At 63.4% G+C, this 14,775-nt stretch carries 12 protein-coding genes; 8 read left to right on the plus strand and 4 right to left on the minus strand.

Annotation, left to right across the window (positions count from 1 at the left end):
• Positions 1-16 precede the first annotated feature (16 nt).
• The 5 genes from choW to BC363_RS03025 all read left to right on the plus strand — a co-directional run bounded on the left by choW (position 17) and on the right by BC363_RS03025 (position 4,597).
• Complete coding sequence (gene choW, locus BC363_RS03005) at positions 17-862, plus strand: choline ABC transporter permease subunit (RefSeq protein ID WP_065786319.1); 846 nt, start codon at positions 17-19, stop codon at positions 860-862.
• Entirely contained in the window at positions 859-1,908 is a 1,050-nt protein-coding gene (gene choV, locus BC363_RS03010; protein WP_065786318.1) for a choline ABC transporter ATP-binding protein, read from the plus strand. Before choW ends, choV begins: the two co-directional genes overlap by 4 nt.
• Before the next feature lie 89 nt (positions 1,909-1,997).
• A complete protein-coding gene (locus BC363_RS03015) occupies positions 1,998-2,741 on the plus strand; it encodes a HugZ family protein (protein WP_065786317.1) in 744 nt (247 codons plus the stop codon).
• A gap of 119 nt (positions 2,742-2,860) precedes the next feature.
• Positions 2,861-3,205 (plus strand): metalloregulator ArsR/SmtB family transcription factor, encoded by a 345-nt coding sequence (locus tag BC363_RS03020; RefSeq protein ID WP_053248174.1) that lies wholly within the window; start codon positions 2,861-2,863, stop codon positions 3,203-3,205.
• 345 nt (positions 3,206-3,550) lie between these two features.
• Positions 3,551-4,597: a Gfo/Idh/MocA family oxidoreductase gene (locus BC363_RS03025; RefSeq protein WP_065786316.1), complete on the plus strand. Its 1,047-nt coding sequence runs from the start codon at positions 3,551-3,553 to the stop codon at positions 4,595-4,597.
• Here BC363_RS03025 and BC363_RS03030 read toward each other — a convergent pair.
• Both BC363_RS03030 and BC363_RS03035 read right to left on the minus strand, forming a co-directional pair.
• Positions 4,592-5,728 (minus strand): Gfo/Idh/MocA family oxidoreductase, encoded by a 1,137-nt coding sequence (locus BC363_RS03030; protein WP_065786315.1) that lies wholly within the window; start codon positions 5,726-5,728, stop codon positions 4,592-4,594. The genes BC363_RS03025 and BC363_RS03030 overlap by 6 nt on opposite strands.
• Positions 5,729-5,740: 12 nt before the next feature.
• Complete coding sequence (locus tag BC363_RS03035; protein WP_065786314.1) at positions 5,741-8,026, minus strand: glycoside hydrolase family 9 protein; 2,286 nt, start codon at positions 8,024-8,026, stop codon at positions 5,741-5,743.
• 317 nt (positions 8,027-8,343) lie between these two features.
• On the opposite strand from BC363_RS03035, the gene BC363_RS03040 reads away from it, so the two are divergent.
• Positions 8,344-9,672, plus strand: coding sequence for an aspartate aminotransferase family protein (locus BC363_RS03040; RefSeq protein WP_065786313.1), 1,329 nt, complete (start codon positions 8,344-8,346; stop codon positions 9,670-9,672).
• A gap of 193 nt (positions 9,673-9,865) precedes the next feature.
• Positions 9,866-11,563 carry an adenine deaminase gene (gene ade, locus BC363_RS03045; RefSeq protein ID WP_065786312.1) on the plus strand — a complete coding sequence of 566 codons (1,698 nt, stop codon included), beginning with the start codon at positions 9,866-9,868 and terminating at the stop codon, positions 11,561-11,563.
• Positions 11,564-11,578: 15 nt separating this feature from the next.
• Here ade and aac(6') read toward each other — a convergent pair whose 3' ends face one another.
• Positions 11,579-12,043 (minus strand): aminoglycoside 6'-N-acetyltransferase, encoded by a 465-nt coding sequence (gene aac(6') / locus BC363_RS03050; RefSeq protein ID WP_065786311.1) that lies wholly within the window; start codon positions 12,041-12,043, stop codon positions 11,579-11,581.
• A complete protein-coding gene (locus BC363_RS03055) occupies positions 12,043-13,680 on the minus strand; it encodes an alpha-glucosidase family protein (protein ID WP_065786310.1) in 1,638 nt (545 codons plus the stop codon). Before BC363_RS03055 ends, aac(6') begins: the two co-directional genes overlap by 1 nt.
• A 180-nt stretch (positions 13,681-13,860) precedes the next feature.
• Between BC363_RS03055 and BC363_RS03060 the strand changes: the two genes are divergently transcribed.
• Positions 13,861-14,775: a sugar kinase gene (locus BC363_RS03060; protein WP_065786309.1), complete on the plus strand. Its 915-nt coding sequence runs from the start codon at positions 13,861-13,863 to the stop codon at positions 14,773-14,775.

The following is a 14,775-nucleotide window of genomic DNA, read 5'->3' on the forward strand; positions in this document are numbered from 1 at the left end:
AGACGGATTCACTCCTGTGGAATTTCTGACCGAAAACCGCATCCCCATCGGCGGCTGGGCCAAGGCATTCGTCGACTGGCTGACGACGAACTTCGAGCTGTTCTTCGACCAGCTTGCTCGCTTCCTGTCGGGCGTCGTCGGCGTTCTGCTCTATATCCTGCAGACGCCGCACCCGATGATCGTCGTTGCCGTGATCACGGCGCTCGCCTGGTGGTTCCGCCGTTCGCTCGGCGTGACGCTTTTCACCGGCCTCGGACTGCTGCTGATCATCAACCAGGGCTACTGGAAGGAAACGACGGAGACGCTGGCGCTGGTGCTGGCCGCGAGCGTCGTCAGCATGGCCGTCGGCGTTCCACTCGGAATTGCCGCCGCGCGCCGGGCCTGGGTCTATGCCGTCATGCGGCCGATCCTCGATCTGATGCAGACGATCCCGACCTTCGTCTACCTGATCCCGGCGCTGATCCTCTTTGGTCTCGGTATGGTGCCTGGCCTGATCGCAACCGTGATCTTCGCCATTCCCGCACCCATCCGCCTGACCCGCCTCGGCATCATCTCGACGCCGCCCTCGCTGGTCGAAGCGGCACAGGCCTTCGGCGCAACGCCCGGCCAGGTGCTGCGCAAGGTCGAGCTTCCCTTCGCCATGCCGCAGATCATGGCGGGCCTTACCCAGACGATCATGCTCTCCCTGTCGATGGTGGTCATCGCCGCGCTCGTCGGCGCCAACGGCCTCGGCGTTCCCGTGCTTCGGGCGCTTAACTCGGTCAATGTCGCCAAGGGGTTCGAGGCCGGTCTCTGCATCGTTATCCTCGCCATCATCCTCGACCGCCTGTTCCGCTCGTCCGACGAAGGAGAGGGTGCATGACCGACGCCGTCGTTTTCAAGAATGTCGACATCATCTTCGGCAACAATCCGCAGACAGCACTGCAGATGGTCGACCAGGGCAAGACCCGCGACGAAATCGGCGCCGCCACCGGGCTGGTGCTCGGCGTCGCCGGCGCATCGCTGGCGATCAACGAGGGCGAGATCCTCGTTTTGATGGGCCTCTCCGGCTCCGGCAAGTCGACCCTGCTTCGCGCCGTCAACGGCCTTGCGCCCGTCGTTCGCGGCGAGGTCGAGGTCAAGACGGCAAACGGGCCGCTCAACCCCTATCGCACCAACGCCAAGTCGCTGCGCGACTTCCGCATGCACACTGTGTCCATGGTGTTCCAGCAGTTCGCGCTCTTGCCCTGGCGCACTGTCGCCGACAATGTCGGCTTCGGTCTCGAGCTTGCCGGCATGCCGGACGCCGAACGCAAGGCCCGCGTCGGCGAGCAGCTTGAACTCGTCAACCTGACGAAGTGGGCAGATCGCAAGGTCAACGAGCTTTCGGGCGGCATGCAGCAGCGTGTCGGCCTTGCCCGCGCCTTTGCGACCGGCGCGCCGATCCTGTTGATGGACGAGCCGTTCTCGGCCCTCGATCCGCTGATCCGCACCCGGCTTCAGGACGAGCTGCTTGAATTCCAGCGGCGCCTGAAGAAGACGATCGTGTTCGTCAGCCACGATCTGGATGAGGCGTTCCGCATCGGCAACCGCATTGCCATCATGGAAGGCGGCCGCATCATCCAGTGCGGAACCCCGCAGGACATCGTCAGAAACCCGGCGAACCAGTATGTCGCCGATTTCGTCCAGCATATGAACCCGATCAGCATGCTGACGGCCAAGGACGTGATGCAAACCGGCGTCGAGCGTGGAGCGACCGTTGCCGGCGTAACGGCGACCGCCAAGCCGACGACGCCGCTCGTCGACATCCTCGATGCCATGTCCCGCCAGCCGGGCAGCGTCGGCGTGGTCGACAACGGCTCCGTCGTTGGCACGATCAACGCGCAAAACATCGTCGACGGCCTGACGCGACATCGCAGCAGAAGTTGACGAACGCACACAAGAAGCCAATAAAAGCCCGGGACCCGTTCCGGGCTTTTTCGTCTGGAGCTGGGCTGAAATTCAGGAAGGACTGACGAATGAGCGACAAACCGAATGTGTTGCGCGAAACCGATGACGAGGCCCGCACGCTGGCGCATACGCTGTTGCGTGGCGCGCGCAGCGGCTCGCTTGCGGCAATCGAACCGGAGAGCGGCGGTTTCCCCTTCGTCAGTCGTGTGCTCGTCGGCATGGACGTCGACGGCGTACCGGTGATCCTGATCTCCAAGTTGTCGACCCATACCAAGGCGCTGCTTGCCGACGCGCGCGCCTCGCTGCTGACCGGAGAGCCCGGCAAGGGCGACCCCCTCGCCCATCCCAGGCTCACTGTGCAGTGCGAGGCCGAAGCGGTCTCGCACGATTCGGAAGCCCATGCGCGCATCCGCGAGCGATTCGTTCGTCGTCATCCGAAATCGAAGCTCTATGTCGACTTTCCCGATTTCGGCTTCTTCCGCCTGAACCCGTTACGCGCCAGCCTTAACGGTGGCTTCGGCCGCGCCTATGTCCTGACGGCGCACGATCTGGTGATTGAATCACCGGCGACGACATCGCTCGCCGCCATGGAAGCCGGGGCTATCGAACATATGAATGCCGATCACGCCGACGCGGTCAGATTTTACGCTGAGAAACTCTGCGGTGCTCCTGCGGGCGACTGGAAAGTCGTCGGAATCGACGCTGCCGGGCTCGATCTCGCCCTTGGCGACCAATTGAAGCGGCTCGAGTTCCCTGCGCCAATGCGGGACAGTTCGGAGTTACGGCCACTTTTGCGCGAACTTTACGGTTAATCGCTCGCCAGCTACCCCCATTTCTTGCAGTAGGTAGTTGCCCTTTTATGCATCACGACTAATTATCGTCCTTCGTCAACCATAACTACGTGTGATGTAATTTTCGCATGGAGCACGCAATGCAGCCACTTTCGCCTGAAAAACACGATGAAGCCGAGATAGCAGCCGGCTTCCTCTCGGCCATGGCAAACCCTAAGCGCCTTCTCATTCTCGATTCCCTTGTCAAGGAAGAGATGGCAGTCGGCGCATTGGCCAATAAAGTGGGGCTGAGCCAGTCCGCTCTGTCCCAGCACCTGTCCAAGCTGCGAGCCCAGAATCTGGTCAGCACTCGGCGCGACGCTCAGACGATCTACTATTCCAGCTCGTCCGACGCCGTCATGAGAATTTTGGGTACGCTCTCCGATATCTACGGCGTTGCAGCAAATGCCGTGGAAGAAAAGACATTGGTCCGCCGCTCGGCCTGACCTTCTCAGTCCGCAACAGGGATCATGCCCTGAAGTAGCCCCACACGAGAAATCGCGCGGGGCTTATTTTTTCTGGAAGATCGGCAGACGGGGCAAGCCATTGCCCGGCCGAAGCGCCCCGCTACCCTGATAACATCGGCCGCCAATGTTGCTCGGAGCTTGCTGCCGCTGTTTACGCGGCCTTGAGGTTTCCGGGTCAGGATGCGCCCGGACATTACGGCGCCGCGCGTCAAATATGACGCGCAAAGGACGCTGTACGCTTTAAACCTGCTGCAGGATTTTATCCCTAAATCGGATCGATTTAAGGAATTATGCAGTAGCAGCCGGGACATCGGGTTTCACGCCATGCAAGACAAGGTCCGTTGGGGCATCGCTGGTACTGGCGCCATCGCGAACAGCTTCGCGTCCGACATCCGGTTTACCGACAATGCCGTGCTGGCCGCCGCCTATTCCCGCAGTCAGGAAAAGGCTGATGCCTTCGCCGCCCGTTTCGGCGGCATCGCCAGCCATTCCAGCATCGAGGCCTTCGCCGCCGATCCGGGTATCGACGCGGTCTACGTCGCCTCGCCGAACGCCGTCCACCTGGAGCACGCCATCGTCTTCCTGTCGGCGAACAAGGCCGTGCTGGTCGAAAAGCCGCTGGCGACTTCGTTCGACGACGCGCGTTCGCTCGCCGCCTTGGCCGCAGCCAAAAGCCTGTTCGCCATGGAGGGCATGTGGTCCTGTTTCCTGCCGGCGATCACAAAGGCGCGCGCCCTGCTCGATGGAGAAGCGCTGGGTCGCATCCGGCATGTCAAAGCCGAGCTTGCCTATGAGAAGCCGTTCGATCCCACGAGCCGCTTCTTCGACGCCAGGCTCGGTGGTGGATCGCTGCTCGACCTAGGCATCTACCCGCTGTCCGTGTGCCTTAACCTGTTCGGGCACCCGCAAGCCGTCGACGGCCACTGGCAAAGCGCACCCACGGGCGTCGACCTCTCGGCGGGCATACGCCTTGCCTATACCGGCTTCGAGGCTCATCTTTCCTGCGGTTTCGACCGTGACGGCGACAATCGCTTCATTATCGACGGAGACCGCGGTACGCTCGTCATCGACGCGCCGTTTCTGAAGGCGAACCGGCTGTTCCTCGGCAGCAACGGCCTGGTGCGCAAGGTTATCGCACCAAAGGGCCAGGGCCTGTGGGCAAAGGCACTGACGCGAATTGCCAGGCGTACCTCGCTGCCCGGCCTTCAGCGCTTCGATCTGCCCTTCCCCGGCAACGGATTGCAATTCGAGATCGAAGCGGCAAGTGCGGCGATCCTGGAGGGCTGGCACGAGCATATCCTGATGCCGATGTCGCGCAGCACCCAGGCGGTCGAAATCATCGAGAAGATCCGCGCCCTGCCGCCGTCATAGATCGAGCGGGCGATAGCCCTGGCGGCCGTTGTTGAGGGCAAGCACGATCTCGGTGAGGTGGCGCGCCGTCGTTCCGGAAAAGAACGGCGCCTCCCCACGCGCGATCGCATCGGCCTGAGCAGCAATGCCACTGACAAAATCGATCTTTGAGGGATAGGCGGGCAAGACCGACGCCTTGGCCCTGGTCGGATAGCGCACCTTGTTGCCGGCGTAGAGCCGGACAGGCAGCTTGCGACCGGTCTTCCACTCGACCCAGTCGAGGATGCGGTGCTGCAGCGAACGCTTGGCACCGAAAGCTTCGACATGAATGGGAGAGCGGTTGTCCCAGAGATCACGTACGACGATGGTGCCCTTGTCGCCGATAACTGTCAGCGAACGGTCGCGCGGGGCCGCAAGCCCGCAGGTTACGCGCGCCGTCACGCCTGAACGGAAGGAAAGGCAACCGACGGAAAAATCCGGGCCGAGGTGCAGCCGTTCCGTGCCCGGTCCCTTGTCCGGGAAGGTCAAGGCAGAAACGGCGCTGACCTCGGCAACCGGTCCGAAAAGCGAAACAAGCCAGCTTGCCGCATAGCCCGCATGCTCCAGCGTGCAGCCGACTTCGAACTCATGCACGCCGGGCCAGCGGGCGCCGGAACGGCTGCGCCATTCGCGCCAGTTCGCTCTAAACACCGGGCCGTCTTCCATTTCCGCATAGACGAGGCGCGGCTTGCCTATGGCGCCGGCCGCAAGCAGCGAGGCACAGAGCGCCTGCGCTTCGCTGAGTGCATTGGCCGGGGCGCCACCAAGCACCAGCGCCCGCTCTCGCGCCAGCTCTACGAGTTCACTCGCCTCCTCGACGCCCATTGCCAGCGGCTTTTCACAATAGACGTGCTTGCCGGCGAGAAGCGCTGCGCGGTTTACCGTATAGTGGCTCTCCGGCGTCGTCAGGTTGACGACGATCGCCACCGCCGGATCCGCTAGCACCTCGTCCAGCGTCGCGTAACGGTTGACCTTCCAGTAGGCGGCAAACTCCGTCAGGCGTGTTTCGTCTCGATCCCAGACGCCGGTGAGCCGCAGCTGCGGATGGTTGGCAAGCGTCGTCATGTAATAGTCGGCAACGAAACCCGTTCCGACAAAGGCTATCCCGGTCATCACTGCAGCCCCCTAGCGTGCGTCGGCAAGGAACGACGCGACATAGACCAGCGGCGCATTCCAGTTGATGGTGATTTCATTGGAGCCATAGGCTTCGATATCGTCGACATAACAGGTCTGGGGCGCGCAGCCCTGCAGCCGCTGTTTTGCGATGGCATCCACCGGCGTCGAATTCGGCCCGCCGGCAAGCGAGCCGACCGGCGGATTGGGCAGCGTCGGGTCGACCTGATGCGCGTACCAGCGGCTGTGCTGGTTCTCGGGCGAGCGCGCGCCGTAACCGCTGATGTAGGCGAGCGCCATGGCGTTGCGGCCAAGGATATAGTCCATGCTTTCGCGCGCCGCATTGAGGAAGACCTTGTCGCCCGAAAGGTCGAAGGCCGCCGACAGGACGATGATGTTTTGCAGGATCAGCTGGTTCGAACCCCAGTCGTATTGGTGGTTTTTCGGGCGATAGATCTGCCCGAACGGCTCGGCCGCCTGCAGCGACAGGAATGCCCGCGCCGCCGTCAGAACCGAACTTCGCACCATGTCGAGATCGGCTTTGGGCAGGGCTTCACCGTAAAGCGCCAGCTGCAGCCGGGCGAAACCTGCAACATTTCGCCAGTGGAAAGCGCCGGTCGGCGGCAGCACCTCGCCTGACCAATGCGGAGAAGCGCGCAAGGCATCGATATACTTCGCCTCTCCGGTGGTCAAAAACAATTCTGCCGCGGCCCAATAGAGCTCGTCGGAAACATCGTCGTCGTCATAGTCGCCACCGCCTGAGAGGCCGTCCGATTTCGGCGCGAACAGGGCCGGATTGGCATTGGCCGCCACCCACGCCTTGCGCGCGGCCGCAAGCAGCCTTGCGGCGAAGGTCGGATTGTCCTTGGCAAAGAGCCGCGAGGCCTGCGCGGCAACCGCCGCCACGTCGAAGGTCGCGGCCGTCGAAGGCCGGTGAAGCGCCCGCGGCTTCGGGTCCTCGCTCGGCAGCATCGGTGGCGACGTCCAGGCCGTGTCGTGGATCTTGTGGTGCACCATCCCGGCAAGCGGCTCGCCGTCCGGCACCATCATCGAAAGCAGAAATTGCAGCTCCCACCGCGCCTCGTCGAGCAGATCGGGGATGCCGTTGCCGCTCTCGGGAATGCGCGAAAGCCGATCGCTAAGGACAGGCGAAGCGGCACCGCCGAAAACACGGCCACGCTCGAACGTGGCCAGCAACTGCGCGACCGAGATCGCACCGTTGACGGCGTACTTGCCGTGATCGCCGGCATCGTACCAGCCGCCGGAAACGTCGAGACGATAGGAGCAGGACCAGTCGCCGTAGAGCGCGGCGGCCCCAGCGCCAGTGAAGCAGCCGACGGATTTGTCGCCCTCGTTCGGTGCGACACCGACATGGCCGGCCGGCCGCGCATAGGCCTTTCCGGCGATATCGCCCCGGATTTTGATACCGCTGCGCTGCGGGTAGAACCAGGAGAGTGCATCGACGGTGAGGCGGCCATAGAGATCGTCGGAGATCGAGAAGCGATCGCTGGTCCAGTCGCCGGAGACCAGCCGGTAACCGTCGCCGGGAGCGGCATAGGCGGAAAAGTCCGCCACATGCGTCCTGACCCCGGCGGACGGATCGAAGCCGCTCGGCCGTGTTGTCCCCTCGCCGACGACGACATCGCCTGCATCGACCAGCTGGAAGGAAATGGGGCGGCGCGCCTCCGAGATCACCGTCGCCCGCTTCGGACCATCGGTGAAATAGCCGAGCTGGTTAACGCGGATGACCGGCCCCTGGTCCGCGCGGTTGGCCGCAGCAGGCGGTGCGGCAATCTCGACCAGCGACAGGTTGTCGATACAGAAGCGCCAGGCGTTCTCGGCACCACCGAGCGGGAAAACCAGCTGGGCCTCTTCCTCTTCCGACGCCATGAAATCGGCTGAAAACAGCACGCGCTCGGCCGAGCCGCCGACGCTGAACTCGCCCTGCACCGTCCAGGGCTCGGCACCGCGCTGGATGCGGGCCGATACCGCACGGGCGGGATCGGCCATGGCCGACAACGAAAGCCTGTAATGAAGTCCCGGCTCGAGTTTCAACCCGTTGACGCCGATGAGCCTGTCCCAGGTGTCGCCGCCTGCCGAAACCCCGGCGCACAGCTGCCCGCCATCCCGCGTCAGCACCACGCCTTTTCCGGCCCAGAACGTATCTTGCCCGTGTTCGAAGCGGCCGTCGACGATGAGGTCGGCGCCCGCTGCCATGCCGGGCAGAATGAGGACGGCAATGGCCGCCTGCGCGATCCCCAACCTCGACACCGTCTCGCCACTCCGCTTCTTTGCCACCGGATCGCGCCGTCAGACGACGGCGAGAAACACGGCCATGGATCCGGCGATACACGGCGCGGCAGCGTTGACGCAAACAGGTTAAACTTGAGAAAACGTCCGGGCCCACGACGAAAATTCCCCGGTACAGCCTCGACCCGACCACATGATTTTCGCCACGGATCATGCTCCTCCGCGAAATCGGACGCGAGCCTTGAACCATCGCACGCGGCGCGCGAGGCTTGACCCGAACCGGCGCCCTGATAGTTTGACCAAAGGGTAAAAGAATCCAAGCGGGCACCGCGACCCGACACAGGACCATGCCGAGGAGAACTGGAATGTCGAACCGTCTGAATACCACGCCGAACGACCTGCGCGCCTTCTGGATGCCGTTCACCGCCAACCGGCAGTTCAAGAAGGAGCCGCGCCTCTTCGTCGGCGCCAAGGACATGTACTACACGACCCATGACGGTCGCACGGTCCTCGACGGCACGGCAGGTCTCTGGTGCGTCAATGCCGGCCATTGTCGCCCGAAAATCACTGAGGCGATCCGCGAACAGGCGGGCGAACTCGATTATGCGCCGGCCTTCCAGCTCGGCCATCCCAAGGCCTTCGAACTGGCGAACCGCCTGGTCGATATCGCGCCAGAGGGCATGAACCACGTTCTCTACACCAATTCCGGTTCGGAATCGGTCGACACTGCGCTGAAGGTGGTGCTGGCCTATCACCGCGCCAAGGGCGACGGCTCGCGCTTCCGCCTGATCGGTCGCGAGCGCGGCTATCATGGCGTCAATTTTGGCGGCATCTCCGTCGGCGGCATCGTCTCCAACCGCAAGATGTTCGGCACGCTTCTGACCGGCGTCGACCACATGCCGCACACCCACCTGCCGGCCCAGAACGCGTTTACCCGCGGCGAGCCCGAGCATGGCGGTGATCTCGCGACCGAGCTTGAGCGCATCGTCACCCTGCACGACGCCTCGACGATCGCCGCCGTCATCGTCGAGCCGGTTGCGGGTTCGACCGGGGTGCTGATCCCGCCGAAGGGCTATCTCAAGAAGCTCCGCGATATCTGCACCAAGCACGGCATCCTGTTGATCTTCGATGAGGTCATCACCGGTTTCGGTCGCCTCGGCACGCCGTTCGCCGCGCAATATTTCGACGTGACGCCGGATATCATCACCACGGCGAAGGGGCTGACCAACGGCGTGATCCCGATGGGCGCCGTGTTCGTGACCTCGGAAATCCACGATGCCTTCATGAACGGTCCGGAACACCTGATCGAGTTCTTCCACGGCTACACCTATTCCGGCAATCCGATCGCCTCGGCCGCAGCGCTTGGCACCCTCGACACCTACAAGGAGGAGGGCCTTTTGACACGCGCTGCCGAGCTTGCCTCCTATTGGGAGGACGGGCTGCATTCGCTGAAGGATTGCCCGAATGTCATCGACATCCGCAATGTCGGTCTGATCGGCGCGATCGAGTTGCAGCCGATCGCCGGCGAGCCGACCAAGCGTGCCTTCTCCGCCTTCCTGAAGGCCTATGAGAAGGGCCTTCTGATCCGCACCACCGGCGACATCATCGCGCTCTCGCCGCCGCTGATCATCTCCAAGGCGGAGATCGACGAGCTGTTCGGCAAGCTTCGCGACGTGCTCGTCAACAATATCTGATTGCGTCGTCCATCGACGAATACGACCCTTTCCTCGGCAACGGGGAGAGGGTTAATCTTATTTACAGCGCCGCGCGTCAAATATGACGCGCTAAGGACGCTGTAGCACTTTAAACTTGCTGCATAATTTTATCCTTAAATCGGATCCGATTTAAGGAATTATGCAGTAGAGGCCGAAAATGAGGGGTGCAGTGATGTCCGCGGCGTTGGAACGAATGATCGACCAGGGCGTCGGCCGAGAGCCGGCCGACATCGTGCTCAAGGGCGGGCGCTTCTTCGATCTGGTGACGGGTGAGCTGATTGCCTCCGACATCGCCATATCGGGGGGCCGCGTCGTCGGCACCTATGGCGACTATGAGGGGCGCGAGGAGATCGATATCTCCGGCCGCATCGTCGTGCCCGGTTTCATCGATACACATCTGCACATCGAATCCTCGCTCGTCACGCCGCATGAGTTCGACCGCTGCGTGCTGCCGCTCGGCATCACCACCGTCATCTGTGACCCGCACGAGATCGCCAACGTGCTCGGCACCGAGGGCATCCAGTTCTTTCTCGATTCCGCCCTTGAGACCATCATGGATATCCGCGTGCAGCTGTCGTCCTGCGTGCCGGCAACGCATCTGGAGACATCAGGCGCCGACCTGCCGATCGAAAGGCTGCTGCCCTTCCGCGACCATCCGAATGTGATCGGTCTTGCCGAATTCATGAACTTCCCCGGCGTCATCCATAAGGATCCGGTATGCCTCGCCAAGCTCGAGGCGTTCCAGGGCGGCCACATCGACGGCCACGCGCCTCTGCTGCGTGGAAAGGACCTCAACGGCTACCTCTCGGCCGGCATCCGCACGGAGCATGAATGCACCACCGCGCAAGAGGCGATGGAGAAGATCCGCAAGGGCATGCACATCCTGGTGCGTGAAGGCTCCGTCTCCAAGGACCTGCACGCGCTGATGCCGATCATTACCGAACGGCTTTCGCCCTATCTTGCGCTCTGCACCGACGACCGCAATCCACTCGACATCGCCGAGCAGGGCCACCTCGACTACATGATCCGCACCGCGATCGCCGCGGGCGTCGAGCCGCTGGCGATCTATCGCGCCGCCTCGATCTCGGCCGCGCGTGCCTTCGGCCTTCGCGACCGTGGGCTGGTGGCGCCCGGCTGGCGCGCCGATCTCGTCGTGCTCGACAGCCTCGAAAGCTGCCGGGCGCAGATGGTGTTTTCCGGCGGCCGCCGTGTCACCGACGCGCTGTTTGCCACCCGCAAGCCGGTTGCCCCCGTCGGGCTCGACAGCGTCAAGGCCGGCCATGTCAATGCAAGCGACTTCGGCGTGCCCTATTCCGACAGCGAGACGTCGGTCATCGGCGTCTTGCCGGGCAAGATCATCACCGAGCACCGCCGTTACCGCCTGCCGGCTGATGGCAACGAGACCGGCGTCGACCTCGGTCGCGACATCATCAAGGTGGCGGTGATCGAGCGGCATGGGGTCAACGGCAACCACGCCAACGGCTTCGTGCAGGGCTTCGGTCTCAAGAAGGGCGCGATCGCCTCGACGGTCGGCCATGACAGCCACAACATCTGCGTCGTCGGCGTCAACGTCGAGGACATGGCGACCGCCGCCAATCGTCTTGGCCAGATCAAAGGCGGCTTCGTCGTCGTCGAGGATGGCAAGGTTACCGGCGAGATCGCATTGCCGGTGGCGGGCTTGATGAGCCTGCAGCCGCACGAATCCGTGCGCGACACCCTGCATCACCTGCGTCAGGCGGCCTTCGCACTTGGCGCAACGTTGGAGGAGCCGTTCCTGCAGCTCGCCTTCCTGCCGCTACCGGTGATCCCGCACCTGAAGATTTCCGACCGCGGACTTGTCGATGTCGACAAGTTCATGCTGATCGGCTGAACGAGATCGGCTCGCTCAGTTGTCGGTGAACGACGCCGACAGCTCCTTGCGAAAATAGACGACCCGCTCGGTTTCCTCGAAACCGAGCGCGGTGTGCAGGCTCTGGCTTTCCAGGTTGTCAGTGTCGGTGTCGGAGGCAAGCTCCCGGCAGCCGCGGCTGACCGCCCAGCGCTCGGCAGCCGTGATCAGCGCCCGCGCCACGCCATGGCGCCGGTAGCGGGGAAGCACGTAGATGCCCTCAAGAAAGGCAACCGGGGACGTCTCGCAGCCATTGACGTAATCGGTGCGCAACGACACCTCGGCAAAGCCGGCAGCGACACCGGCATCGTCTTCGCAAAGGAAAGCGGCCTGCCGCTCCCCGGCGGCGAGACAGGTCTCTATCTCACCGCGGTGGATGCCAGCCGGCGTATCGGACCAGAGCGCCAGCCGCATTTCCAGCCAGCGTCCAACCATTTCTGCATTCATCGACAACACGCGCATCAAAGTTTCCCGCAATAGGCAGTCAGACCATTGAGTTTGAGCACGCCGCCCGCGACCTGCGCCGATTGACCCGGCAAGGGCATGGCTTCCACGACCGTATCGGAGACGAGGAATTCCTGCGGCTCTCGCGTCAGGTTGAAGACGAAGAGCAACCGCTCGCCATCCTTCTCGCGGATGAACGCCAGAAGGTCGCGGTTGCTCTCGACGAACGACATGTCACCGTCGTGCAGGATCGCATGCGATTTGCGAAAGGCCAGCATGGCGCGATAATGGTTCAGCACCGTGACAGCGCCGGCCTCCTGCGTATCGACCGCCAGCCGCGCCTGTTCAACCGGCACCGGCAGCCACGGTTTTCCGGCAGAGAAACCAGCATTCTCGGCGGTCACCTCCCACACCATCGGCGTGCGGCAGCCGTCCCGCCCCTTGAAGGACGGCCAGAAGCGAATGCCATAGGGGTCGCGCAGATCCTCGAAGGCGAGATCCGCCTCAGGTAGGCCAAGCTCCTCACCCTGGTAGAGACAGACCGAGCCGCGCAGGCTTGCGAGCAAGGTGATCGCCAGCTTGGCGACCACGTCCCGTTCCGCCTCGCTCTCGGCAAAGCGGCTGACATGGCGCATGACGTCGTGGTTGGAAAAGGCCCAGCACACCCAGCCGTCGGTGACGGCCTTCTGGAAATTGTCGACGCAGCGGCGGGTATGGCCGGCGGTGAAATCCGGACCGAGCAGATCGAAGGTGTAGCACATGTGCAGCTTGTCGCCGCCGCTGGTGTAGGCCGCCACCGTCTTCAGCGACCGCGCCCCGTCTCCCACCTCGCCCACCGTCGTGCGTCCGCCATAGCCATCGAGCAAGGCCCGGAACCGCTGGAGAAAGGCAACGTTCTCCGGCTGGCTCTTGTCGTAGAGATGGTCCTGCATGCCGTAGGGATTGACGTCGGGCGCATCGTTGCTGGTCGCATCCGGATCCGGCACGAGCGGCGGATTGTCCCTGAGATGGCGATCGTGGAAATAGAAGTTGACGGTATCCAGCCGGAAGCCGTCGACGCCGCGGTCGAGCCAGAAGCGCGCGGCATCAAGCACTGCGTCCTGAACTTCCGGGTTATGGAAATTGAGATCCGGCTGCGAAGCGAGGAAGTTGTGCATGTAATATTGCTTGCGCACCCCGTCCCATTCCCAGGCCGGCCCGCCGAAGATCGAAAGCCAGTTGTTGGGCGCATTCCCGTCCGGCTTCGGGTCGGCCCAGACATACCAGTCTGCCTTCGGGCTCTCGCGACTGGCGCGGCTTTCGACAAACCAGGGATGACGATCGGACGAATGCGAAATCACCTGGTCGATGATCACCTTGAGGCCAAGGTGGTGCGCCTCCGCCAGCATCGCATCGAAATCGGCGAGTGTGCCGAACATCGGATCGACATCGCAATAATCAGAGACGTCATAGCCCATGTCTGCCTGCGGCGAGGTAAAGAACGGCGACAGCCAGATGGCGTCGACGCCGAGCGAGGCGATGTGGCCGAGCCGCCGCGTGACGCCCGTCAAGTCGCCGATGCCGTCGTCATCGGTATCCTGAAACGAGCGCGGATAGACTTGGTAGATCACCGCGCCCCGCCACCAATCGTCACCCGAACCCTGCTGAGACGCCATGCCCTGCCCCCGTGAAGCCGATCTGTGCGCCCAAGATGTAGCCTCGCCCGGCGCGCGAGTAAACGCCGGACTGCGGTCGCGTCACCGCCCAAATCGGCAACGTCGGAAAACAATCTCTTGCCGAGACCGGCCTTGAACCTTATCCCGTCAGCACGGGAAAAACCAAAGGGAGAGAAGACGTTGGCCGGAACGATGCTTTCGATCGGGGAGTGCATGGTCGAACTGATGCAGGCCGAGGGCGGTCTGTTGCGCAAGGGCTATGCCGGCGACACTTTCAACGCTGCCTATTACGCGCGGCTGTTCATGCCGAGCGACTGGACGGTCGGCTATTGCTCGGCCGTCGGCATCGACACCGTTTCCGACGAAATGCTCGCCTTCATGGCCGAAAAGGGCATCGGCACCACGCCCGTTCGCAAGGTCGAAGGCCGCACGCCGGGCCTCTACATGATCCACCTGAAGGACGGCGAGCGCAGCTTCTCCTATTGGCGCTCGGCTTCCGCCGCGCGGCTTCTCGCCGACGATCCCGACCATCTGCGCCGCGCCATCGAAGGCTCCGATCTCATCCTGTTTTCCGGCATCACCCTTGCGATCCTGGCGCCCGAGGCGGTGGAAACGCTGCTTGCCGAACTGCGCCGCGCCAAGGCCGCGGGTAAACGCGTCGTCTTCGACCCCAACATCCGCCCTCGCCTCTGGGACGACGCCGAGCGCATGCGCCAGACGCTCACGGATGGCGCCCGCGCCGCCAGCCTGGTGATGCCGAGCTTCGACGACGAAGTCACGCATTTCGGAGACGGCTCGATCAAGGCGACGATCGAGCGCTACAAGGCGCTGGGTGTCGCGGATGTGGTCGTCAAGGACGGTGAAAAGGGTGTGACACTGGCTTTTGCGGGCGCCGAGGTCGACCATGTCCCGGCAACGCCGGTCGAGCATGTGGTCGACACCACCAGCGCCGGCGACAGCTTCAACGGCGCTTTCCTCTCGCGCCTCGTCGCGGGCGACACGCCGAGCGAGGCTGCAGCCTTCGCGGCCCGCATCGCCGCCGGCGTCATCGGCCATCACGGCGCACTCGTCGACAAGAGCAAGCTCGTCGGCTGA

It is taken from the genome of Ensifer sp. LC384 (assembly GCF_001695865.1).
In the GTDB taxonomy this organism is placed as follows: Bacteria; Pseudomonadota; Alphaproteobacteria; order Rhizobiales; family Rhizobiaceae; genus Ensifer.